The following is a 23,800-nucleotide window of genomic DNA, read 5'->3' as shown; positions in this document are numbered from 1 at the left end:
ATGAATGCCGAGGCTTTGCTCCTGAATGATCGCATTCGGCGTGCACGCGTCAAGCTGCAGGGAAGAAGCCAACGCAATCGGACCGAGCGGACAGTGGGGAGCGACCGCCACATCGAACGCTTCTGCCATCGCCGCAATTTTTTTGCATTCAAGAATGCCTCCTGCATGGGACAGGTCAGGCTGGATAATGTCAACGTACCCGTCCGTCAACAATTGTTTGAAGCCCCAGCGTGTATATTGCCGCTCACCCGTAGCAATGGGTGCTGTCGTATGAAGCGCGATTTCACGCAGCGCTTCGTTATTTTCCGGCAGCACCGGCTCTTCAATAAACATCGGCCGGTACGGTTCAAGCTCTTTGACAAGCGTTTTGGCCATCGTTTTATGCACGCGGCCGTGAAAATCAATGCCGATGCCTATGTCTTTGCCTACCACTTCACGAATCGCGGCAATGCGGTTAATCACGGCTTCGACGCTTGAAGTGGTGTCTATGTAATTCATTTCTTCGGTTGCATTCATTTTCACGGCGGTAAACCCGGCATCCACTTTTTCTTTGGCCGCTGCCGCTACATCGGTCGGTCTATCGCCCCCGATCCAGGAATAGACACGGATTTTGCTGCGGGCCGCACCGCCAAGCATTTGATAAACAGGCATTTGATAATACTTTCCTTTCATATCCCATAGCGCCTGTTCAATGCCCGAGATCGCGCTCATCAGTACCGGTCCGCCCCGGTAGAAGGCACCCCGGTACAGCACCTGCCAGTGATCTTCAATCGCCAGCGGGTCCTTTCCTATTAAATATTCTTCCATTTCACGTACACAGGCGGCCACCGTATCGGCTTTGCCTTCCACGATAGGCTCGCCCCAACCGCAGATTCCTTCGTCTGTATCAATTTTGAGAAAGAGCCAGCGCGGAGGTACTTTGTACAGCGTGAAACCTGTGATTTTCATATGTTTTCCTCCTTTTTCACATCGCTTAGAGCAAAAGATAGGCAATGCATGTGCCAATGCCGCTGTATAAAAAAGCGAATCCGATGTTCCACCACGAAATACGGTACGGATTTTCTCCCAGCAAACTGCCCATTAAAGATACCGATACGTTATAAGGTCCGGCCATGACTGTAGATAACCCCGATGTAATCAGCACGATTCCGATGCTCATCGGGTTTATCTGTCCGAGCACAGGCCGGATGATTTCCCCAAGAATGCTGATTGTCACAAGGGGATGGAATCCGACCATTGCCAGGCCGATAAACAGCGTCTGGATGCTGAGAAAAAGCAGCAGCGGCATACCGGCAATCGCGGAGAACGGCTTCTGCAAATAAGAAAGATAGTGCGTCTCCTGCAGAATGCTCATGGAAAAACCGACCGCCAGAAACAATACAATATAGTTATGCGTGGAAAGCACGCGTGCCTTCCATTGCGGTATGCTATACGTTATAAAGGCGCGGCTTCTTCCAATCGCCAGTGCCCATCCGAAAGCGTAGCCCGGAATCACAAGCGCCACAGCCATCAAAAAACTAAGTTCCAACCAGCGGCGCAGCAGAACGACCGCGATAATAAAAACGGTAAGATAGCCAAAAAGAGCGATGATTCTTCCTATGCTTTTTTTGTCCAGCGCCACAGCGTCTCGACTCGCTTCTTCTGGGATATGGTAGGAGCGGTACCGGAAACCGAGCATCCAATCCGCTACTAACAAAATGACAGAGAATAGAAGAAGCCACGGAAGAAAATGCAGATATTCCCCGCCTGTCAAGTCCACGCTAATCGCCACAAGAATTTCCATCGGACTCCATACCAGCGACAATGCATAGCCCCGCAGCAGCGCTTGGGTAATAAAACGGTGGCGAACCCTCTGCACAATACCGCGAAGATTCTTTTGCAATACCGCTTCGACAAAAGTAACTGTAGCGATATTTAAAAAAGACCCGAGTACAAAGCTCACAAGAGAACTGCGATAATAGAGCTGGCCCAAGTGAGTAATCTTCGTCTTCAATAAACGGTTGACGCTTTGTTCATAGCGACCTACGACAATAATGCTGTTGATAAACGGAAGAACATAGAAAATTACCAGCAATACAATGGTCGAGGTCGAAAAATACGGCAGCTTCCAAAGCGGAATGCCGTTGTATAGAGCTAACCCTACGCCGATACCGATGAAGATGCCGCCGGTTACTTGATACAGCCGGGCCGCACCGCGAAATGAATAACCAAAAGAGAGAATCGCGAATATGCCGGCAGTGTAGTCCAGCAGGCGGGAGTCGAAAAACACACTGACCGTATAGGAGACAACCAGCGCGCTGTACAAATACAGCAGCATGGCTACACAGTTTCGCGTTGAAGCTCCAGTTCGCGGGGCCCGGTTAAAATTTCTACGTCCTCCCGTTCTTTCGCTTCCGCAAGCAAACTCTCCGATATCCAGATTTCTTTAATGTCGAGCGTGTTTTTGATACGGACAACGCGCGCGCTTGCCAGATCAAATGCGTTGCATGTTTTAATTGCGGCCTTGACCGCCATCTCTTCTGTTTCCAGCACCATCGGCACCTTAACGACCGATGTGACGGTACTGGTCAGTGCGTTGGCGTACCCTTTTTCCCAGGCGATTTCGTTGAACAGGGCACGGGTGGTCATATCGGCCATGCCGATACCGTTGGCATTGCCGTGCGTTTTCTCGGTTAAGCCGAGCACGACGATGCGGCTCACTTCCGGTCCGCCGCTCGCATACGGTGTCGCGTAACGGCCGGTGATGTTCGGATCCATCCCGTCCCCGGAGATATCTTTGCCGATTTCATCGACAATGAGCACGTCAATCGGCGAGAATAGAATTTTCGGCATAAGCGATTTCGCTTCAAGTAACAGGGCAGGCTCCTCCGCCTCAATCCTTTCCGCAGGAACAGCCACCACTTTCGCAGGGCGGTCGTACGCATTCTCAAGCGTACCCAGACCGAAAATAATCGGCACTTTGGAAAGCGTAATCTTTGCCATTTCCAGCACGTGTTCCGCCATGTATTTGAAGCTGTAGGCATGGGCGGCTTCTGCGCCTTTCTGCTTTCCGAGACCAATGGTAATCATTTTCATCAGTCCGCTTTCCACAGGGCCGCGAAACGAGGTATGCGGCTTAATACGGTTGATCACGATAACCTTGTCGGCTTCGTATGCGTTTTTGTCGGTGTACACAGGAAGCCCGTTCGGCAATCTTCCGACTTCGACTACATCCATGCACGATACAATCGGCGCCTCCACCGCCTCTTCCGTAACTCCCAGCTGCGCCAGTACATCAATCTGCCCCTCTGCGGTCGCCCCGCCGTGGCTTCCCATGGCAGGAACGATAAACGGTTGCCCTCCCACCGATTTTACCGCCCGCACGGTTTCCCTTGTCAGTATCGGAATATCGGCCACTCCCCGGCTCCCCACCGCAATTGCGACCCGATCACCGGCGGAAATTCTGGATAGAACGTCCGCGTCCCTAATGGCCTGCCGCACCGCAGAAGCGGTGTCGGCAAGCTCAGGCGCATAGAAATTCTGACGAATTTTCACCATGCGGGGAAGCGGGATGTCTCGAAGCAACTGCTCGATAATCTCCATCCTGGCTCCTCCTCTTTGTACTGCTTATTGTTATTTCTTTCTTGCTTTTTCTATTTCAGCCATCATTTCGTTTACAAGATCTTCGCCGATTTCTTTGGAGTATTTATCGATAACCGGCTGCACTGCTTCTTTCATTTTTTGTCTGTTCTCATCGCTTACTTCATTTACTTTCATACCTGCCGCTTTCAAATCTTCCACCGCTTTAGCATTTTCCTTAAAATTCACTTCACGCTGGTATTTACCGGCCTCTACTGCTGCTTCTTTCATAATTTTCTGCTCTTCCGGAGACAGGCCATCCCAGAACTTCTTGCTCACGAGGAACACAAACGGCGTGTATACATGTTTCGTTAAGCTTAAGTACGGCTGCACTTCGTTGTATTTATTGGACTTAATCGTCGCCAGCGGGTTCTCCTGACCGTCTACCGTTTTGCCTTCCAGTGCGCTGAACACTTCAGAGAAAGCCATTGGTGTCGGGTTGGCGCCGAGCGCTTTAAACGCTTCCAGATGGATTTCATTTTGCATAGTACGAAGCTTTATTCCCTGGAAGTCCTGCGGTGTGTTGACCGGACGCTTACTGTTGGTCAGGTTACGGAATCCGTTCTCCCAGTAGGCAAGACCAATCAGGCCGTGCTCCGGCAATTTATCCAGCAGTTTCTGTCCGACCGGACCGTCAAGTACAGCATGCGCTTCTTGTTCCGTATTGAATATGAATGGGAAGTCGAACACACCGTATTCTTTAATCATGCCGACAAGCGGCGAAGTCGACGGAACGGTTACTTCCTGTAATCCGCCCTGCAAAGCTTCCGTCATCTTTTGATCGTCACCGAGCGTGGCGCTGAAGAAGTTTTGAACCTGCATTTTGCCGCCGCTTTTCTGCTCGACCAATTCTTTAAATTTCTTGATTCCCTGTCCTTCCGGATGGTCTTCGTTCAGACCGATGCCGACTTTAATTTTTCTCTCCTGCACACCGGCGGGCGCATCACCTTTTGGCGCGTTCGTTGTCGCGCTTCCCCCTCCGTTTCCGCCGCCGCATCCCATCAGAAGCAATCCGGGAAGCGCAAGGCTGATTGCTAAACTTTTGACCCACTTTTTCATCTTTTAAATCCCCCTCTGTCCATTCATGTTTTTTATACCAGTGCGGCATAGCGTTCGCCCGCCTGTGTCGGCTTAAGCGCAACACGATCCCGCACCGATTGATTCACCAGGTATTTCGGATATTCATTATGAATAAGTACATCGACTACACCCATCGCGGCTTTGGACCGCATTTCTTCCGCAGCTTCTTCAGAGTACCAGGCTACATGGGGCGTAAGAATTACATTGTTCATCGAAAGAAGCGGGTGATCGCGCACAATCGGCTCCTCCTCCACTACATCAAGCGCCGCTCCCGCAATTTTTCCCTGCTGAAGCGCGGCCACTAATGCGGCCTCATCGATGACAGGACCGCGGGATGTATTGACAATGATAGCCCCCTCCTTCATAAGGTCGAATTGCCGGCTGCCGATCATTCCTTTTGTTGCGGCCATCAGCGGAGCATGAACCGAAACAATATCGGCCGTGCTGCACAGCTCATCCAGCGATACGAGTGTCACGCCTTTTTCTTCTGCTTTATCCGCCGGAAAATACGGGTCATACGCAAGAACCTTCAGACCGAGCGGCTTTACTTTTTCCGCTAAGGCCTGCGGAATTTTTCCGAAGCCGACCAGACCAAGCGTGCGGCCGCGCAGGCGGTAGATAGGCTGTGTAACCTTGAAATCCCACTTATGTTCTTTTGTATACCGATCCGCCAGGGTGATTTTGCGGGTCCAGGAGAGAATCAATGCCAGCGCATGGTCCGCTACCTCATCCATACAGTAATCCGGCACATTGGCAATACAGATGCCCTTTGCCGTCGCCGCATCCAAATCAATCGTATTCACTCCGACACCGTACCGGGTGATGACCCGGCATTTTTCGAGAGCTTCGATAACTTTGGCACTGATAGGTGCATATTGGTTGATAATCGCGTCCGCATCGGCACATGCGGCAATGACTTCATCTTCCGTACGGCATTGGGCCGGTACAAGTTCAATCGATTCATAAGGCGAAAACACGGCTTCCTCGAACCGCAAATCTTCATATTCCCAATCGGTTACAACCACTTTCCATTTCTGCATCTGTTTGCTCTCCTTATTCTTAAATTTATTTATAAAATTACGTAAACCATTCAAGCGGCACTAAAACAAGAGACGGGAATAAAATCAGCAGAATCAATACGATAACTTCTACTAAAAGGAATGGCCATACGCCTTTCATAATATCTTCCATACTAATTTTGCTTACACCGCATACAACGTTTAGCACGGTTCCTACAGGAGGTGTTAACAGACCGATCGCGTTATTAAGGATAAACAGAACACCAAAGTAAACAGGATCGATACCGGCTTGTTGAATTACAGGCATAAGCACCGGGGTCATAATCAGGATAGTCGGGGTCATATCCATGGCTGTCCCTATCAGAATAATAAGCAGGTTAATCATCAACAAAATTAATAAAGGATTATCCATGAACGGTTCCAATAACCCAATTACCTCGGCCGGCAAATTCGCCACCGTAATTAACCACGAAGAAACGAGCGCGGCTGCAACAAGAAACATAACGACACTTGTCATTCTCGCGGCACGAATCAATACTTCATACAAATCTTTTATCTTAATTTCTCGATATATACATAAACCCACAACCAACGCATACACAGCGGCTACAACGGCAGCTTCCGTTGGAGTGAAAATCCCTCCGCGGAGTCCTCCGATAATGATAACCGGAAGCAACAGCGCCCAAAAACCCTGTTTCACCGCCTGCAGCATTTCTTTTACGGATTTGCGCGGTTGAACCTGGACCTTATCACGCCTTGCGACAATCGCCCATGTAATTGTAAGACCGACCGCGAGCAAAAGACCCGGAACAATTCCCGCCATAAAAAGCTTGGTAATAGAAACGCCGCTTGTCACCCCAAAAATAATAAAGCCAATACTTGGCGGAATAATCGGAGCGATAATTCCGCCGGCCGCAATCAAACCGCTCGAACGGTTCACATCGTATCCGCTTTTCACCATCATCGGGATTAAAATTGCGCCAAGGGCTGCCGTATCCGCCACCGCTGACCCGGACAAGCTTGCGAAGAGAACGCTTGCAATGATGGCTACATAGCCAAGTCCGCCTCTAATATGCCCTACAAAAGCCATGGCCATTGATACAATTCGTTGCGAAAGCCCTCCCGCGTTCATTAGCTCTCCTGCAAGCAGGAAAAAAGGAATGGCCATCAGCGGAAAGTTATCAGCACCGTTAATTAAGTTTTGGGCGATAATTTGACTATCAAAAATGTCCAGATAAAACATCAGCGCGACACCGCTGAACAAAAGCGCAAAAGCAATAGGCATTCCAAGCGCCATCGTTCCAAGCAGCGATCCGAGAAATACACCGATCATGCTTGTTTTTCCCCCTTCCCGTATTCGTGTTCATACGTATGGGCTGATTCCTCTGTTTCTTTGACTAGTATCAGATCTTCTTCTTTCACCTTGTTTGTCATTACACGATAAATATTCATGATGATAATAAGACCCATGGTAATACTCACTATAATTCCGGTTCCATAAACGAACGAGAGTGGAAGACCTGTGGCCGGAGCTTTGCTGTCCATATTAATAAGCGTCATTTTCCAACTTCCGTCTAAAACGAGCACTAACACGCCCAGCATTAGCAAGTCGCTGATAATGAGCACGGCTTTTTTCGCTTTTACCGGAAGCCGTTTTACAAGCATATCCACCCCAAGATGTTCATGCTCTTTTAAAGCGCCAATCGCCCCGAGAAAGGTTAACCACACAAATAGATAGCGGGACATCTCTTCAGACCAGGTGATCCCCGAGTTGAAGGCATAACGCAATACAACATTGCCGAACACAAGGACGACCATGATTACAAGGGCGCCTGCCATGAAGACATTAAGAAGTCCATGTAGAAACTTGCTGATCTTATCCATTTTAACCCACCTTTCTAACCAGGAGCCGAAAGCGCTGACCGCTTCCGACCCACTCGTCCTATTTCGCTTCCGCTTTAATCTTCTCTACCAGTTCTTTTGCCCACGGATATTTTTTGTAGATTTCGTCATACAACGGCTGGGACGCTTTTTCCATTTCTGCCGCGAATTCCGGTGAAGGAGTAGTAAATTTGATACCTTTATCCTGCAGGAATTTCTTGTCGGCCTCATAGCTCTTCTCCAACAGGTCAAACTCATAATCCGCAGCAGCCTTGGAAGCTTCTTCAATCACTTTTTGCTGCTCCGGCGTTAACCCTTTCCAGAAATTGCTGTTGATGATATAAATGTTCGGGCTAAACATGTGCTTCGATTCAAGCACGTCGGATTGCACTTCATACCACCCCGATGCGCGCAGCGTTGCAATTGGATTATCCTGACCATCTACGACTTTTTGCTCCAGTGCGCTGAACACTTCAGAGATTGGCATCGGTGTTACGTTTGCTCCGAGGAGTTTTCCGAGCGTAATATAGTTCGGAATGTTTGGCATGCGGATGCGCAGCCCTTTGAAATCTTCCATGCTGTCAATCGTTTTGTTTGAGGAAAACATACGGAACCCGTTTGCGCTCCATGCCAGAGGATGCACCCCATGCTTGCTCTCCAAATCGGCCGTCAATTCTTGACCGATCGGACCGTTCAGAACTTTTTTGACATGATTAAAGTCCTTGAACAAGAACGGCCATTCCGGCACCGCCATTTTTTCAACGTCCGCCTGCATAATCAGACCGGGAATTCCCATTTCAATCGTGCCGTTCCGCACCCCGTCATAGAATTCTTTTTCGGCGCCAAGCGTACTATTGTCATAAATTTGAACTTTCAGCGTGCCGCCTGATTTTTCTTCTACCATCGGTTTAAATTTTTCGCGAAGAGCTACGTTCTGCGGGTGGTCTGTGGCAAAGTAATTGGCGACTTTAATCGTTTTTGCGCCTTTCTGCTCACCGCCCGCTCCCGCTTCTTTCGTTGCTCCGCCACAGCCTGCAACCAGAACTGAAACCGCTAACATTAAACTGGAAAATACGGCTGCTTTTTTTCTCATCTTCATAACCCCACCTCTTTTTTTATATTTTTTTTAACAAATAATGGTGAAAGCATAATGGAATCGCTTTCTTAAATTGAAAGTTAGTTTTATAATATAAAACCAAGTTCTCATATAGAGACAAAATAAAAGTTCTACAACACAAAACCACATTATTGTTTTATATTATAAAACGTAGGTTTATTATGTAGTTCCTGTAATCAATAATATTATCAATCTTTTAATATGTCAAATAATTTTACCCGATTTTTTCTGTTTATTTATTGATTTTTCTAAATGTATACGCTTCCGACGGTAAATAAATGTCGGGGGCTTGATTGCAATATAAATATAATGAAAAAAGCTGCCCAACATTTGTGTCGGCAGCTTCTTCCCCTTTACTGGTTAATACCCAGCAATTCTTCAATCTTCGGTTTGACGTTTTTGAATCCTTTATCGCCTGCAGCCCGGTACGTCAGTTTTCCTTCCTTGTCGAATAAGAAGAAGGCCGGAACAAACTGATTTTCGAACGCATCCGTAATAGCATGCGTATTGTCTACCGCTACCGGCTGCACAATGCTGTATTGCTGAATGTCCTTTTTGACTTTCTTAACATCAAGGTCGCTCTCCTGCTTCGGCATGTGAATGCCGACAACTTTCAAACCATGGTCTTTGTACGCATGAACATAGGAAACTACTTCATCCATCACTTCGTGGCAGATGTGGCAGGACACCGCCCAGAAGTGAATCAGCACAGGATGTCCGGCCAAATCCTCTGGCTTAAACCCTTCGTCATTGAACCATTCCGTTGCCCCATCTAAAGACGGCATCGGGGTTTTCAGTCTCATTGGCATACAAATCGCCTCCTATTCTATATGTCACAGCATCTTTATTATAGCATGTTCATACCCGGTTTCCAGTTAGCCGGGCACAATCCGCCTGCTTGCAGTGCCTGCAGCACGCGCAGCGTTTCCTCCACAGAGCGGCCCACATTGTCATCCGTGACGACCTGGTATTTCAACTCGCCTTCCGGGTCAATGATGAACAGGCCGCGCTGAGCCACCCCTTTCTCTTCCACCAGAACACCATAGTCACGCGCGACTTTATGCGTCAAATCGGCTGCCAGCGGAAAATTCAGTTTACCCAAACCGTTATCCTCCCGTGGCATATTAATCCACGCACGGTGCGTGTAGACAGAGTCGGTGGAAACGCCAAGAATCTCTGTATCAAGCTCTTCAAACTGCTCGTACGCATCACTTAACGCCGTGATTTCTGTCGGGCACACGAAGGTAAAATCCATCGGATAGAAGAACAGGATGAGCCACTTGCCGCGATAGTCCGCAAGAGATGCCTTTCCGAATTCTTCCCCGCTGCCCACAACTGTATCCATCGTAAAATCTGGTGCTTTTTTTCCTACTAAACGTTCTGCCATGTGTATCCCTCCTGAAATTATTTCTTACATGAAATGATTATAATTTAATAACGATAACAAGTCAACCTTTTATCTCATCTTTTTTGTTTCGTATCTTTTTTAACCAGAACAAAAACAAACCAAGATTGTACGCTTGTACCGTTGCCGCTCTACACGCTGCACCATATAATATGTCATCTCATTCTATATGTAGAGGAGAGCAGATTGTATGGACGTTAATACCATTATTAAAATCGTAAAAGAAATTCCAAAGAACAAGTGGACAGACGAAGCGGCGGTAAAAAAGGCCCTCAAGAAAGCCGGAAAAGCATCAGGCAAGAACTTTTCCGAGGCGGAGTTAACCCGGTATGCTCAGCAGTTTAAGCAAATGGCCAAAAATCCGTCCCCGCTTACACTGATTTCCATGCTCTTAAAAAGCGGCATCAGCATGAGCCAAATCAACGATATCCAGAAAAAAATGCGTTCCAAGTAACCGGGTAGGTACAGCACATCCACCTTGCAGCCTCAATACTTAGGTCCCTATGCATTGAGGCTCTTCCCTTTTCCATTGCTGAACGGATTAGCATAAACATAAGAATATAATGAAATGTCAATTCAGTAGCCAAACTACAACTGTAATGTTGCTTTTAATGGTAAATGATCTGAAGCTGAAGGAATTTTTTTTATAACTTCTGCTGAAGCGATACATATATCGCGGCTGACGAATATGTAATCCAACTGGAATCTGGGTCGAAATGAGGGAAAAGTATAGCACATCCCCTTGCCTGCATCGCAAACATCTTTAAAATACCTGAGCATTTTTTTCCATGCTCCAGCTCCCGGCCTCATATTCCAATCTCCCATAATAACAGCAGACTGAGGCTCATTCATAACTTTTTCGATGATAAAATCTGTTTGTTGTTTATGAATGAATGGATTTAGACTAAGATGGACGACATATACTTTGAGTAACCGTTCGCAAAGTTGAACATGACTTTCCAGCAATGATCGGCCTTCAGCCATTCGTGAGTTAAAGGTGAAAAAATGATTTTTTTCTAATACGATCGGATAGCGGGACAAGAAGGCATTTCCATACTGCCTGTGCACCGTAGAATCCTTTGAGCGTAATGTAATTGCCTCCCCGAAAGCATGATTCATTTTCAAATGTTTTGCCAACCAGGATATCTGGTCAATATACTCACTCCTCTTTGAAAAATACCTGTCCACCTCATTCAACCCGATCAGGTCTGCCTTACTTTCTTCAATCACTTTAGCGATTCTCTCCAGGCTCAGTTTTCCATCTGTTCCCCTTCCATGGTGTATGTTAAACGTCATTACATTAAATTCCAAGCTACTCCCTCCAATTTGGTTTGTGGTACGCGAGGGCTAGTCCATTTTCAGAATCCAATCCTTAATATCTACGATGCGTAAATGTTTTGGAGAGGAGTCTGTGCCGGTAACAAGCATAGGCACAAGTGAATCCTGCTTATGCAGCGATCCGTGGCCGCCCCCATTCAAATGAGTTGGAGAACTCTCTCCAACCAATTCAAATCCGGGTCTGGCTGTCACAACAAGATAGCGGCCAGGATGAGAATGGAGAGCGCCATATAATCGTGCTAATGCGTCGGGATAATCATGATAGGTCATTTGGTTACCTTTGGTCGATATATCTAAAATAGAAAGCTTGCCCTGCAGCGACCATCTTTGCTGATACGGGTCGACATACTGCCCACCTGGGCGGAAAGAAAGAACACCCTCCTTCCCTCCCTCTATAACGTGAATGATTTCTCCTTCTTTCCATGCAATTACATCGATTCGGTCATCCTTTTGAAGATGACCAGCAATCCTTGCAAGCGGTACGTACTTATCAATCGAATAGATGTATGCCATTCTTTCATTAACACAAAGAAGAATTTGGTCTTCTTTCTGAACACGTTCCCTTAACTTTGTTATTCGGTAGAGACTAAGAAGAGATGGCAAGCGTATGAATGATTCCTTCCGGCTTCCCCCTATCGAAGCTTGACCGCTATCTCCCATCACAATCCAAACCGCATTTTTTATTGCAGATTCCCAGGAATTATAGGTACCAAAAATTTCTTGAATCTGCCGATCGGCCTGTTCAATTCCTTTTATATCCATGGGGCCGTTTTTATGAACGCTATGATCATTATCAGGAAAATATACGATGGTAAAAGGGGGAAGTTTTCCACTTTGAATAAGATATTTTAATTCTTCTGAAGAAAATTTGTCATTGAATCCATACTTTTGCCATATATAATTTTTCTGATTATTCGGATTCACGTACGAGAGGGAACCATAGGAAAACCATGCAGGTCCATAGGTTTTTAAATTTTCTGGTAAAATATTTAGAAATGCCGCGGTCTTAGGAAGGTTTAGCTGATGGGGAAAGCTTCCTCTGTAAATCACCGCATTAATAGAAGCCGATTGTTTTCCATCTGCAGCTAACTCTTCATGAAGCGTTTTTACATGTTGACTTAAATGTTCATTGTTTAACTTATACAGACTATCCTGGAGCACCGGTTTAACGCCAAGCTTTACTATTTCTCTTTTTCCGTTGCCGTAATTAATAATACGCCCTTCATTCTCATCGTACCAAACAAGTCCAGGAACACGATGACGATCGGGATACGTTCCTGTTAAAAGCGAGCTATCGATAGTAACAGACATTGTTGGAAAGGAGCTGACCACATTCGGAAAGTACTGTCCATGTTTTATTAAGAATTGCAATGCAGGAGCACGTTCTTGTTTAATGGCTTCCTGTAAGGGCGTATCCATTAAAGAATCAATGACAACTAAAATGATATGCTTGGAATGGTGGGGTACAGGAGCAGTTAATTTTGTTCCCTGATACTTTGCATGTTGGTGCAATGGATACTGAATTGAGACTGTAAGGAGTAAAGCCATAAGAGCACATAAAGTAAAAATAGACTTCATCATGAGTTAGTAATCCCTTTCACTCTATTGTTGCACATACCCCATATTATGGAGACTACATATTTTGTAAATACCTGCTTAATAGTTGCTCTTTTGACATCACGAGGAACTTTAGAACCAGTTTTTTCCTTTTCCGTAATTTCCCCTTTTCATGATGGCACAGAACAAACATCGGTTTCATATATAGTTGTTTTAGCCTTTCATAGTAAGGATTCTGTATATCTTTTACTTCAAATCCAAGGCGATTGACTCCTCGGGATAGCAATGTAATTCCGATAACTCCTTTAATGATATTTTCCTTCGGATGTTGGAAAATAAAGTTTGCCAGACCCGGCATCGATGCTTCGACACGATTATAAACATACAAAGCTCGTCGTGTATCATTTTTAATATTCATCATTTCACTCATAAGCAAACAATTATGCAAATGTATTTTAAGAAGAACATCGTTATGATGTATACATGTTCCATTTGACAGAGAAAGATCATTACCACGATAGGTAAGAAGTCTTACACGGAAAATATTTTGTTCCTTTTGGTTTACGTATTGTAACCGGGAACAGCGAAAATAAAAGCTGTCCATAAACGACCAGATTTTTACAATTTTATCCATGTGAAGAGTTCTCCTTCATATAGAATGCGGCATGTGGTGATACGATTGTTTATATATTTATTAATGTGAGATACCAAACATAAATATGTACCGTTACTACTTCTAATAACCGGTAAGGTAGTCATTTTATATTTGTATTTAGAAAAAAGATGGTCACTTTCCACAACGGAAAAGAACCATCTTTTTGTTCTTTTTACAAAAATTTATTCAAAAAAAGCGCTGGTGACTGGTTTATAAAAAGGGATGCGAGACAACATAACATGTAGAAATAGTACGTATCGGAGTTTGAGACTGCTGAAGATTTTTCTTGCATAAAGGAGCCTGTCATCGAGTATGAAAAAAATTCTTTTCTTGCCGTTATTACAGATGCCTTCTGGACACCACCAGGTTGCCGATGCCCTCATCCGCTCATTGGAAAAAAGACTGGATGGAATAGTATGTGAGAAAGTTGACTTTTTAAGTTATGTAAATAAGTGGATGGAAAAAATCGTGACAGGCACATACATGAAATGGATTTATTATGCGCCGCAGACATACGAGCGGGTATACAAGCATTGTGCCTGTACGGAAGCACCTGTGCAGCATTATCATATGAAGTGGTACGAACTGTTATTTCTAGAGCGAATGGAACAACTGCTTTATGAAGAAAAACCGGATTTAATTGTCTGTACCCATGCATTTCCTTCTTTTTTAATCAGCAGGCTTAAAGCCCAGAAGAAATTTTCTACCCCTGTCATTAATGTCTATACAGATTTTTTTATTAATAAAATCTGGGGCCGCAGGGAAATCGATTACCATTTTGTTCCTACAGATTCATTAAAGAATGAATTAATACAAAAAAACAACATACATAAAGATCGTATTTTTGTAACCGGGATTCCGGTAGATGAACATTTTCATCATACAAATCGGAAGCGTACAGCCTCTCCTTCTTATAAGATTCTTATATCAGGGGGAAGTAATGGATTGGGTCATATCCTTCCTCTTTTACAGCAAATAAAGAAGAAGACGAATTTTCACTATTTCGTTCTGTGCGGTAATAATAAGTACCTTCTTAACACCCTTATGTCCTGGCAAATGGATCATATTCAACCTCTTCCTTATGTTTCATCAAGAGAGGAAATGAGTGACTGGTATGAACAAGTGGATGCGATTATTACCAAGCCTGGTGGAGTCACAATAAGCGAAGCGCTATGGAAAAAAGTTCTGATTTTTATCCACTCCGCCCTGCCCGGCCAGGAGGAGATGAATCTGCGTTATTTGGAATCACAAAAGTTAGCGTATAGACTTCATCCTCATGAACCATACGAAAAACAATTATTGGGCGTTTTAAACAACGAAGAAAAGAAGAAGAATTGGCTCAGACAGCTCGATACGTATGATAAAAGCAAGGAAACTGTAGCCTGGAAAAAAATACTTGAATTTATACAGTGAAACGGGCTTCACCGTTTGCAATTGCCAAATCTTATTTAGGGGGTAATTGTTTTACAGCCATAAAGAAAAGGATTAATAGCCCTATGTAACCAAATAAAGGATAAAGGAAGCTAAGTAAGGAACTGAATCCAACCTGGCTAATCAAAAAGCTGAGCAATAAAATACCTAATACAATCCATTTTTCCGGCAGGTTAAATAACTTTTGCATTTTACGTGAGATGCCAAATACATTACCAATTAATGTTGTGAAAATCTCGCCATAAACTACGATTAAAAATATAATATGCATGGATGCACCAAAGTCTTTAATTACTTCGGCTATAGGGATATCAAACTGTGATACGTTTGGAAGTGAATAAAGAGCAAAATGACTGGAGATCAGCATAAAACAAAGGCCGATTCCTCCCCAAAAACCGCCCCATTTCAATATTCTTTCATCCTCTACTTCTTTTCCAAGCGGAACCAGGACAGCCTGCGCCATAGCCAAATTAAATGCCACATAAGCAAAAGGACTAACAAGCGGTTTCCAATTAGCCTGCAGTTCATTTGCTCGCAAAAGAAAAAAGATATCGTTATGCTCAAATAAAGGCATTGCAATGAGAAAACTGAAAAAAACCATCATCGGAACGACCAGTGAGTTGACGGCAAGAATGCCGTCTAACCCTTTCATCATGACCACATAACAAAGAACAAGGGTGATAAAGATCCCCCATCGGTAAGAAAAACCTAATTGCTCCTCAAAAACCGATCCTGTCCCGGACAACATAACGGACGTAACACCAAACAAAATGAGCAGAGTAAATAGATTAATTACTCTACCAGCCGTCTTACCGAATATATAGGTGTTTAATTCCTCATAGGAATAGGCACCAATACGATGGGATAAAACCATCATCTTCGTCCCAATCCAAATAAACAATATTCCGCTTATTATGATACCTATTAGCCCCATCGGTCCATAGACAGTGAAAAACTCTACGATTTCCTTACCCGAAGCAAAGCCTGCCCCAACCACGGTACCAATATACGTTGCTGCAATTTGTAATATAATCATCCATCGTTTCTTCATACGTTCCACCTTCTGGCCATATAGTAAAAATCTCTAAGTAAACTATATGTGGGCATTTTGAAGAAAAGACAGGCTATGCGATTTATTTTTCAATTTGGTCTGGTTACTATTCCTTCGGCTCTCCCAATAAGCTGGAAAACACTAAGAGCAAATTGCTCATAATGAAACAAAGAAAATGCTGGCGTCTTCTCCAATGCAAAAACAAAATAAAGCCTCCAAAAAATATTTGGAGGCTAATCCGTTTTTGTATTACACCGTAATTACGTCCCTTCAATGCCCTCTTTGTTTCGCCGGAAGGAAAACCAATTGAACATCCCGCGTATACTATATACCGCATTTGCTGCCGTACAAGCAACAGTGTGACGGCTTGTTCGCAGCGGATGAGCAAACTCTGCATGGCCTGATATTTGCTGAAGCTGTTTGGCTGTAACGCCTTTCTTTGCTACGGCTTCTTCAAACTCCCTCTGTGCGGCCTGCTTCGCTTTAAACAGCGTCATCTGCACCCTGCTGTATACGTTGATGGCTCCATCTCCGGTTGTTTCAATCGGAAGGAAAATAGCTTCAGGATATTTCTCGGTAATCAGCGATTGAACGCCATCGGATACGCCGGAAGACGGCATGCATCCGAATGGCTTGACGGAAAGGGTCATATTTACTTTTCGCTTCACCACGTTGAGAATCAGTTTTCCTACTTCCATATGCCCTTCTCCGCCGCGCAGGTGATTATCATAATGGGCATGGGCAACGCGTGCAATTTCATCCATGTCAGGGAGATGGTAACCGTATAGACCCATGGCTCGTGCATACATTTGAAACCATAGTCTAACTGCCCGCTCAGCCAGCCATAACAGGCCCAAACGCAAACGGGGATTTTTTCCTTTCAATCCATGACGTCCGGAATCCGCTTGCTTTAGCCCCATTCGCCTTGCCGTGTCATAGCGTACATCCCAAATGAGATATAAAATCCAGGCCGTAATGGATTGCACTTCAACTTCAGCCCCTTCCTGCTCCAGAAAGCGCTGTAACTGATAATTCCCGTCTCCTTCGGTTGTCATGGCCCAAAACTCACCGATAACACTCACTTTAGGCTTCACCTGTGTTCGATCTACCTGAACGGCGCGCAATTCCTTGCGGCATCTAAACAACGCCGGGAGCAGCCACTTCCGCCCGCTTAGAGCATCATACAAATACTGTTTGCAGCGTTCGAGAGCCTTATCGGTTGAACCTGCTTCCACTTCGTAGGGACGGATGCGGTACCCTAACGCATTCAAAACATCCCCCAGGAGGATCGCTTTCAGAAAGCCGACAAAAAACGAAGTATCCAATTTAAGGGCCGATTCCTCACCGGTCGCCTGTTTCAAACCCTCCTGCTGTTGGAACAAAAGAACCCGAAACCCGTCAAACCCTGCGTCGCGCAGAGCCTTCCGATACTCCGTGACATACGTGCCGAAGCGGCAAGGACCGCAAGAACCGGCAGTAATGAAAAGGTAATTGCGGACAATTTCCTCCTTTGATTTTCCTTCCACATCCCGAAGGTGATGGAGATGTTTGATTAAATTGCCTACCGTGAAGTATGTCGGGTTGCACTGTCCCCGATTCCCGAACTCCTTACCGTAACGAAGCGACTCATTGTCCGGGCAATCCAAATGCTCCACCCGGTACCCCAATCCTTTTAGAGTGCCTTCCACCAGATAATCCTGAGCCATGGTTAGCCCCCCGAAAAGAATGGTTGTGGCAGCCTTGTCTTTAAGTAGAAACTGACGGGGAACGGGATCAAACCACTGGTCCTTTTTTTCCTGTAAACCTAACGCTGCTTCCTGTTCCGCCTGAAACAAACGCAATTGATCCTCAACAGAAAGATGCTGCCGGGATTGTTCCCTGTTTTTGGTGACAGTCATGATGTGCTTCACTCCTTGTTTTGATGAAGTATCGATGTTTTTAATTCCCTGCTTGAAAGATATTTTGTTGTTCATATAATCCAACTTGTTCGTTTCGCTTCTGGCTCAGCAGTTCCATGCGTTTTTGCTCAAGGCGATGCTGCAATTCCGCTTTTTTACGACTCAAATCCTCTAAGCGCTCTTCATGAAGGCTCAGGCTATGCGCATACGTCTTGACGCGTATTTTAATCGATCCGCTTGGCTTATTGGCATCGATATCATGCAGTGCCGAATAAGGGGTTCCTGCGGTTGAGATAATCGAGTCAATCAGCCCATAGGTCGGGGCATCGTGTCCGCACTTAAAACTGGAGAGATCCAACACGGCCACGTTTGGATGACGTGCGGCAAACTTGGCCGCCCAGACTTTTTGCACACTGTTGGAACTGAAATTTTCCGGCCATACATCGGTCACTTCCAACGCATAATCGACACGTCCGCTCTTCAGGTCGTCTTTGAAAAAGCGGTGTAGCCAAGCCTCATCTTTAGGAATAGAGCGCATGGACAAAATCGGGTAGCCCAGCACCTGAAACTCTTCCAATACACCATGGTTAAGGCCCGGATCAGAATGATACGGACGTCCAATCATCAGGATAGCAAGGCGATTTTCTTGTTCTACCTGCTCAAGGATCGCCCGGCCTTTCTCCTGCATTTCGGTATCAAACAACTCCATAGCTTTCCAGGCTTCATCCGCAGCGAAGTTATTTTCATCCTCTGTAATCTGAAGGTGTTCCCTGAATGCCTCATACAACTGCTTTTTCATTAGATTCGGTTCTGTAAAAGTAACCGCCGGGTCCAGATACGTAATTCCTCTTGACGCAAAAAAGTCCATTTCTTTCGTGAAGGCAGCCTTAATTACATTCGGAGCTCCAGCCACGATGGGGCAGCTGGCCGAATCCATCACGTTATGCAAATGGGTCGGAATGTGCGTAATACAGGGAAAAAAGATATATTCGAGCGGTTTACGCTCGCTATGGTGTTTGAACAATAGATTATGCACATGGGCCTGGGCTACCTTGGACGGATAGCAAGGATCGATTGAGCCGTACTTCCCTCCTTCCTGCCACATCTCCTCGCTTGTATTATCGCTGAACACGATGTTGCGCGGGTCGATGCCGAGCGTCTCAAAATAGGTGCGCCAAAACGGTGCGGTAGACCAAATGTTAAGTACTTTAGGAATTCCAATACGAATCTTGCTTCGTTTCTCTGCCGCTTCACGGGAGGAACGCTCAAAATAGTGCTTGTACTGTATCTCCTTCTCTCCTCCCAATCCAAACCAGCGGCGCTTCAATCGGCTATCGTTTACCGGCGTACCCGGCTCAGGCAGCGGCGCGGAATCGTAGAAGTGCTGAAACATGCGGCGCGCTTCGTATTCCACCAGGTTTGGATAGTGCTTCTTCAGTTCCTGCCGCTCCCGGGTCAATTTGATCACGGCTTCCTTGTCTTCCACGGTCCCTTTTTCACAGCTAAAACCGGAGATATAGCGAGCTGTGTTCCCGTCCGGTGTTTGGGAATCGATAAAGGTTCGGCTGCAATGGTTGGGACAGAATGTACATCGAGTCGATTCATCGTTGCGGCTTACGTAATACAGATTAATAGCCGCATCCAGTCCCAAAAACGTTGAATACCCACGCCGCTTTACAACGCGCAATGTTTCCATGGCCGCGCCAATCGCTCCCGCCTCTCCCGGATGGGGATGCACGTATACTTCTGCATCAGGAACCCGCTGTTTAATGTAATCGACCTGGGCTTTAACAGCAGCCAGATTATACTGCGTGCCTCCCTGCAGGACGAATTTGCGGCCCAATTCAGCCATGCGTGGAATCTGAACCACATACTGCCATACATTTTTCGGCAATACGAGAGCCAAACCGGCCAGCAGCTCCTCTTTCGAATATCCTTCCTTCTGAAAATTCACCCGGTCCGCATCCAGAAATACGGCGCAGCCGTATGAAAATTTGGGAGAAAGCTGTGCGCTAAAGGCCGTATCCGCATATTCCTGAACCGGAATACCGAACTGGTCCGCCATGGCTTGCAGTAACATTCCATTTCCGGCGGAGCATTGATTGGACAGCCTGAAGTTGCGAATATCCCCGTTTTTGAGAAAGAGCACTTTGATGTCCTGGCCGCCGATATCACAGATGACATCAACATCGCCAAATTGGTTAACGGCACTCATCATATGGGCAACCGTTTCCACAATATTGACATCGGCCTTTAAGGTTTTCTCTAAAACGTCCGCCGCATATCCCGTGGCGCCAAAGCCGATAATCTCTAATTCTGCTCCTTGACCTGCCACCGTATCTCGAATTCGTTTCAACATCTCTTTTGTATCTTCAAGTGGATTTCCTTTGGAGAGCTGGTATTCCTTAAGCAAAATGTTTCCGCTTTCATCAACCAGAACGGCCTTCGAAGAAGTCGAGCCGCCGTCCAGGCCGATTACTGCTCTTACTTTCTGCCCCGGTACGAAAGCAGTCGGCTCAAAGCGGGGAATACGATAACTCCGGCGGAATTCTTCCATTTCGTTTTTGCTGCTTACCAGAGGCGGACCGGCATTTTCTCCAAGTTTTGCTTTTCGACCGTGAGCAATAAATTCCTTAAGACTTTCGATCCCCGTATAGCTGCCCACGCCAACCGGTTCATGCATTCCATACATGACGGCACCGTAAGCGGCATAGTACTGCGAATTCTCAGGCACAAAGATTAGTTCATCAACGGACATGTCTTTCGGATACTCATACCCTCGCTCTTCCCAAGTTTCAGGAATCCGCTTTCGCCAGCATTCTTGCAGAAAAGGCAGGTATGTATTGGGACCGCCCAGCAAAAGAACACGGTGCCGGAGCGTGTTTCCGCGAGTTAGAACGGAGAGGTTCTGCATGACAATGGCATCCGCTAAGGAACACATAATTTCGGCGGAAGGAATTCCGCTTTTTACCAGATTAACGATATCGGTTTCTGCAAACACACCGCACTTGGCGGCTACATGATGCAATTTCGTATCGTCAAAGTGCAGGCTGCCTACCTCTTCCATAGGCATCCCTACTTTAATCATGCACTTATCAATCGTAGCTCCGGTGCCGGATGCGCACTTGTCATTCATGGAGGTCAATGCCTGTTTATTCCCTGTTTCTTCGTTTTCCTTAAAAATGATAATTTTGGCATCCTGTCCTCCAAGCTCAACCACACTTCCCACATCAGGGTGAAGATGTTCCACCGCCATCGTAACGGCATTTACTTCTTGGACAAACTTCGCTCCAATGTGCCCGGCAATCGGCCCGCTGCCGGAGCCGGTCATAAATACGCGGATGTTCTCCTGCTTGATATGAGGAAATTCGTTCCCAATCACAATTAAGAATTCCAGGACTTTTTCTGCCTGCTTCGTATGGTGCCGCTGATAATCTGACCAAAGAATCTCTTTACTTTCCGGATTCACCACGGTTGCTTTCACGGTTGTTGAACCAACGTCAATACCGATGATCAAAGAGTCTAACCCCTGGTTTTCGTATCCCATGAAACTACTCCTTATTTAGTAAAAGTATATTTTTATCATTGGAATAAATTAAGCAATATATACATAGTGAAAACAGTATTTCCTCAAATCGATCGTTTCCCTGACCACTTAGATGCCCTAAGAGAGGAAGATGTCGATGAAGCTTGCCCGCTCGTTTCGTATCCCGTATGATCCGGTGTTCTATGCGGCGCTCAGAGACTACCAGTCTATTTCTAAAACACACTCAGTTCCCATTCCGCCGAGATGTGCTGCAGCAGCTTTACTCCAGCCGCGCTGTTGCCTGCCTCATCAATCGCCGGGCTGTAGATGCCGATGCCGCAGCCGTTGTGAAACGGAGTCACTTTATGCCGTCTGGGCGGAACGGCTGTCATAATGCCGCCGGATACCCCGCTTTTGGACGGTGCGCCAACGAATGCGGCAAATTTGCCCGATGCATTGTACATGCCGCACGTCAGCATCACCGCTTTGGTCAATCGGGCAAGTTCAGAAGGCAGCACCTGCTTGCTGCATAGCGGATCGTATCCATCGCATGCCAGCACAAGTCCGATCCTTGCCAGATCTTCGGTCGTTACTTCAATCGCGCATTGCCGCAGATAAATATCGATCGCATCCTCTACACCACATTTGAGAAACCCCTCCGCTTTGAGGAAATGAGCGAGTGCAAAATTATAATGGGCCGTTTCCCGCTCTGAAAAAAACACAGCCTCATCTACTGACGGACGTCGGCCCAGCAGCATCTCCAACACATCGAGCAGCCCCGCAAACTTTTCTTCTTTCGTTACGCCGGGGAGCAAGGAAGCAACGGTAATTGCGCCTGCGTTAATCATCGGGTTGAACGGACGAGCCGGTTTCTTTAGTTCGAGCCGCATGATGGAATTGTAGGGATCGCCCGTCGGCTCTACATCGACATGTTTTAATACATAGGCAAGACCATGCGTAAGACACACAGCCATAAAACTGATGACTTTCGACACGCTCTGCATCGTAAAAACAACATCCGCCTCGCCTCCTTTGATGATTTCTCCATCATGTCCGATGATGCACACGCCAAGCTGGTGCGGGTCAGCATGCCGAAGTGCCGGGATATAGGACGCACACGTTCCTTCCTCCGTATACCGTCGGTTCTTTTCCACCCAGTGGTGCAGACGGTTCGCACATTCGCTCTTCGTCTCAAAATTTCTATGTATATCCTTAATCTCCTTAATCACTGCCAGGCCCCCTTTTCGCTCTGATAAGATGTACGTATAGTGTGCCCCAAAACGAAACCAGAGTCCCACAGCAAACAAAAAAAGCGGGTCTGTTCCCCCGCTACTCACTATATACCCGAATGGTACGTATCGAATTGTTCATGTATCCTTTTGCATTCCAGTGCTTCCTATATGTAGATGGAAACGGAACATCCAGAGCCTGACGTGCATACAACATTTATATAGCCCGGACATTGAACCGGAAAGTTTTTGAAGGGGGGAAGAGCAATAAACAAAAAAGAAAAGAAAATCGTGAATGTGCCTGTACGCTGTTCAACACTCTGGACGCTCTGTTCTCACGTTGTTTTATATTTGAAACAATTGTTTCAGCACATCAAGACCGGATAGCTGGCCCGGTCTTTTTTCGTCATATAACGATAGTGAAGCAGTGTCAAAATAAAATTCATTTCCGAACCCACCATGGTGTAGTACAATAATATTATTAACTCTATGTAAAGTTTTTTTGTTTTTCATCTTACTTTTATTAGATAATGAGCTAATCCATATATACAAATAATAAGCCTATATAAAGGTGGGGGGAATACATGAAAAACGGGAGAGTAGCTCTGCTGGAAAGCGAGCCTCTTCATGTCCGATTGCTGCTCTACAATCTCCAGCGCAAAGGGTATGAAGTCGAGTGCTATGAGGACGAACAGTCCTTCCTTGCATCTTTACAGAATGAGAGCTTTGATGCGTGCATTATTAGTGTACAGTTGGACAAGACGAACGGGCTGCAAATCGGGGAACGGATTCGGGCGTGCGGCATTGATACCCCGATCCTATTTTTATCGACGGGTGACGAAGAAGCCTATGCTTTTTCGCTAACCCATACAGAGATCATTAAGAAGCCGTTCCAGGTGGCCGATTTGCTCGAAAAACTCGAACAGATCACCTCATTGCGGTCGTCTGTCTCTTCGGTCATACAGAAAATATAACTTTTTCTGTGAAAATCATGA

Annotated in this window: 20 protein-coding genes; 3 read left to right on the top strand and 17 right to left on the bottom strand. The window is 45.9% G+C overall.

The window, feature by feature from the left end; genetic code table 11:
- The 10 genes from dgoD to B2899_RS10910 form a co-directional block, all read right to left on the bottom strand.
- The coding region (gene dgoD / locus B2899_RS10955; RefSeq protein WP_286885766.1) for a galactonate dehydratase at positions 1–948 on the bottom strand (948 nt) is incomplete at its 3' end.
- 25 nt (positions 949–973) lie between these two features.
- A complete protein-coding gene (locus tag B2899_RS10950) occupies positions 974–2,317 on the bottom strand; it encodes a hypothetical protein (protein ID WP_146811983.1) in 1,344 nt (447 codons plus the stop codon).
- 2 nt (positions 2,318–2,319) lie between these two features.
- Entirely contained in the window at positions 2,320–3,582 is a 1,263-nt protein-coding gene (locus tag B2899_RS10945; RefSeq protein WP_146811982.1) for a lactate racemase domain-containing protein, read from the bottom strand.
- Positions 3,583–3,612: 30 nt separating this feature from the next.
- Positions 3,613–4,677, bottom strand: coding sequence for a TRAP transporter substrate-binding protein (locus B2899_RS10940; RefSeq protein ID WP_286885764.1), 1,065 nt, complete (start codon positions 4,675–4,677; stop codon positions 3,613–3,615).
- 32 nt (positions 4,678–4,709) lie between these two features.
- Positions 4,710–5,738 (bottom strand): C-terminal binding protein, encoded by a 1,029-nt coding sequence (locus B2899_RS10935; protein ID WP_286885762.1) that lies wholly within the window; start codon positions 5,736–5,738, stop codon positions 4,710–4,712.
- Between the two features lie 37 nt (positions 5,739–5,775).
- Complete coding sequence (locus tag B2899_RS10930; protein ID WP_286885760.1) at positions 5,776–7,050, bottom strand: TRAP transporter large permease subunit; 1,275 nt, start codon at positions 7,048–7,050, stop codon at positions 5,776–5,778.
- Complete coding sequence (locus tag B2899_RS10925; RefSeq protein ID WP_286885758.1) at positions 7,047–7,601, bottom strand: TRAP transporter small permease; 555 nt, start codon at positions 7,599–7,601, stop codon at positions 7,047–7,049. Before B2899_RS10925 ends, B2899_RS10930 begins: the two co-directional genes overlap by 4 nt.
- A gap of 58 nt (positions 7,602–7,659) precedes the next feature.
- Complete coding sequence (locus B2899_RS10920) at positions 7,660–8,691, bottom strand: TRAP transporter substrate-binding protein (protein WP_286885786.1); 1,032 nt, start codon at positions 8,689–8,691, stop codon at positions 7,660–7,662.
- 377 nt (positions 8,692–9,068) lie between these two features.
- Positions 9,069–9,524, bottom strand: coding sequence for a redoxin domain-containing protein (locus B2899_RS10915; RefSeq protein WP_286885756.1), 456 nt, complete (start codon positions 9,522–9,524; stop codon positions 9,069–9,071).
- A gap of 38 nt (positions 9,525–9,562) precedes the next feature.
- Complete coding sequence (locus tag B2899_RS10910) at positions 9,563–10,102, bottom strand: peroxiredoxin (RefSeq protein ID WP_146811975.1); 540 nt, start codon at positions 10,100–10,102, stop codon at positions 9,563–9,565.
- A 208-nt stretch (positions 10,103–10,310) separates the two neighbouring features.
- Here B2899_RS10910 and B2899_RS10905 point away from each other — a divergent pair, with 208 nt between their 5' ends.
- Positions 10,311–10,574, top strand: coding sequence for a hypothetical protein (locus B2899_RS10905; RefSeq protein ID WP_286885753.1), 264 nt, complete (start codon positions 10,311–10,313; stop codon positions 10,572–10,574).
- A 134-nt stretch (positions 10,575–10,708) separates the two neighbouring features.
- On the opposite strand, the gene B2899_RS10900 is transcribed toward B2899_RS10905, so the two are convergent.
- From B2899_RS10900 to B2899_RS10890, 3 genes are read right to left on the bottom strand one after another with little or no spacing between them, the layout of a single operon-like run.
- Positions 10,709–11,431 carry an endonuclease/exonuclease/phosphatase family protein gene (locus B2899_RS10900; protein ID WP_146810092.1) on the bottom strand — a complete coding sequence of 241 codons (723 nt, stop codon included), beginning with the start codon at positions 11,429–11,431 and terminating at the stop codon, positions 10,709–10,711.
- Positions 11,432–11,467: 36 nt separating this feature from the next.
- Positions 11,468–13,039 carry an alkaline phosphatase family protein gene (locus tag B2899_RS10895; RefSeq protein ID WP_286885752.1) on the bottom strand — a complete coding sequence of 524 codons (1,572 nt, stop codon included), beginning with the start codon at positions 13,037–13,039 and terminating at the stop codon, positions 11,468–11,470.
- Positions 13,040–13,091: 52 nt separating this feature from the next.
- A complete protein-coding gene (locus tag B2899_RS10890; RefSeq protein WP_286885749.1) occupies positions 13,092–13,649 on the bottom strand; it encodes a YkoP family protein in 558 nt (185 codons plus the stop codon).
- Positions 13,650–13,982: 333 nt separating this feature from the next.
- On the opposite strand from B2899_RS10890, the gene B2899_RS10885 reads away from it, so the two are divergent.
- The gene (locus tag B2899_RS10885; protein ID WP_349679047.1) at positions 13,983–15,083 is read left to right on the top strand and encodes an MGDG synthase family glycosyltransferase; all 1,101 of its coding nucleotides are present in this window, start codon (positions 13,983–13,985) and stop codon (positions 15,081–15,083) included.
- Between the two features lie 31 nt (positions 15,084–15,114).
- On the opposite strand, the gene B2899_RS10880 is transcribed toward B2899_RS10885, so the two are convergent.
- The 4 genes from B2899_RS10880 to B2899_RS10865 all read right to left on the bottom strand — a co-directional run bounded on the left by B2899_RS10880 (position 15,115) and on the right by B2899_RS10865 (position 22,793).
- Complete coding sequence (locus tag B2899_RS10880) at positions 15,115–16,152, bottom strand: hypothetical protein (RefSeq protein ID WP_286885747.1); 1,038 nt, start codon at positions 16,150–16,152, stop codon at positions 15,115–15,117.
- 260 nt (positions 16,153–16,412) lie between these two features.
- A complete protein-coding gene (locus B2899_RS10875; RefSeq protein ID WP_286885746.1) occupies positions 16,413–18,050 on the bottom strand; it encodes a 2-hydroxyglutaryl-CoA dehydratase in 1,638 nt (545 codons plus the stop codon).
- 40 nt (positions 18,051–18,090) lie between these two features.
- Complete coding sequence (locus B2899_RS10870) at positions 18,091–21,597, bottom strand: BadF/BadG/BcrA/BcrD ATPase family protein (RefSeq protein WP_286885744.1); 3,507 nt, start codon at positions 21,595–21,597, stop codon at positions 18,091–18,093.
- A gap of 212 nt (positions 21,598–21,809) precedes the next feature.
- Complete coding sequence (locus B2899_RS10865) at positions 21,810–22,793, bottom strand: glutaminase (RefSeq protein ID WP_146810100.1); 984 nt, start codon at positions 22,791–22,793, stop codon at positions 21,810–21,812.
- Between the two features lie 596 nt (positions 22,794–23,389).
- Between B2899_RS10865 and B2899_RS10860 the strand changes: the two genes are divergently transcribed.
- The gene (locus B2899_RS10860) at positions 23,390–23,779 is read left to right on the top strand and encodes a response regulator transcription factor (RefSeq protein ID WP_286885742.1); all 390 of its coding nucleotides are present in this window, start codon (positions 23,390–23,392) and stop codon (positions 23,777–23,779) included.
- The last annotated feature ends 21 nt before the right edge of the window (positions 23,780–23,800 follow it).

Source organism: Aneurinibacillus sp. UBA3580 (assembly GCF_002375825.1).
GTDB classification, from domain to species: domain Bacteria; phylum Bacillota; class Bacilli; order Aneurinibacillales; family Aneurinibacillaceae; genus Aneurinibacillus; species Aneurinibacillus danicus.
This window is presented reverse-complemented; position numbering and strand designations above follow the sequence as displayed.

What these genes read in the sequence shown, in the direction of transcription:
- B2899_RS10880 (WP_286885747.1), bottom strand. Translation starts at nt 16,152, where the DNA reads ATGAAGAAACGATGGATGATTATATTACAAATTGCAGCAACGTATATT.
- B2899_RS10860 (WP_286885742.1), top strand. Translation starts at nt 23,390, where the DNA reads ATGAAAAACGGGAGAGTAGCTCTGCTGGAAAGCGAGCCTCTTCATGTC.
- B2899_RS10895 (WP_286885752.1), bottom strand. Translation starts at nt 13,039, where the DNA reads ATGATGAAGTCTATTTTTACTTTATGTGCTCTTATGGCTTTACTCCTT.
- B2899_RS10950 (WP_146811983.1), bottom strand. Translation starts at nt 2,317, where the DNA reads ATGCTGCTGTATTTGTACAGCGCGCTGGTTGTCTCCTATACGGTCAGT.
- B2899_RS10930 (WP_286885760.1), bottom strand. Translation starts at nt 7,050, where the DNA reads ATGATCGGTGTATTTCTCGGATCGCTGCTTGGAACGATGGCGCTTGGA.
- B2899_RS10890 (WP_286885749.1), bottom strand. Translation starts at nt 13,649, where the DNA reads ATGGATAAAATTGTAAAAATCTGGTCGTTTATGGACAGCTTTTATTTT.
- B2899_RS10935 (WP_286885762.1), bottom strand. Translation starts at nt 5,738, where the DNA reads ATGCAGAAATGGAAAGTGGTTGTAACCGATTGGGAATATGAAGATTTG.
- B2899_RS10925 (WP_286885758.1), bottom strand. Translation starts at nt 7,601, where the DNA reads ATGGATAAGATCAGCAAGTTTCTACATGGACTTCTTAATGTCTTCATG.
- B2899_RS10905 (WP_286885753.1), top strand. Translation starts at nt 10,311, where the DNA reads ATGGACGTTAATACCATTATTAAAATCGTAAAAGAAATTCCAAAGAAC.
- B2899_RS10915 (WP_286885756.1), bottom strand. Translation starts at nt 9,524, where the DNA reads ATGCCAATGAGACTGAAAACCCCGATGCCGTCTTTAGATGGGGCAACG.
- B2899_RS10910 (WP_146811975.1), bottom strand. Translation starts at nt 10,102, where the DNA reads ATGGCAGAACGTTTAGTAGGAAAAAAAGCACCAGATTTTACGATGGAT.
- B2899_RS10920 (WP_286885786.1), bottom strand. Translation starts at nt 8,691, where the DNA reads ATGAGAAAAAAAGCAGCCGTATTTTCCAGTTTAATGTTAGCGGTTTCA.
- B2899_RS10945 (WP_146811982.1), bottom strand. Translation starts at nt 3,582, where the DNA reads ATGGAGATTATCGAGCAGTTGCTTCGAGACATCCCGCTTCCCCGCATG.
- B2899_RS10870 (WP_286885744.1), bottom strand. Translation starts at nt 21,597, where the DNA reads ATGGGATACGAAAACCAGGGGTTAGACTCTTTGATCATCGGTATTGAC.
- B2899_RS10875 (WP_286885746.1), bottom strand. Translation starts at nt 18,050, where the DNA reads ATGACTGTCACCAAAAACAGGGAACAATCCCGGCAGCATCTTTCTGTT.
- B2899_RS10940 (WP_286885764.1), bottom strand. Translation starts at nt 4,677, where the DNA reads ATGAAAAAGTGGGTCAAAAGTTTAGCAATCAGCCTTGCGCTTCCCGGA.
- B2899_RS10885 (WP_349679047.1), top strand. Translation starts at nt 13,983, where the DNA reads ATGAAAAAAATTCTTTTCTTGCCGTTATTACAGATGCCTTCTGGACAC.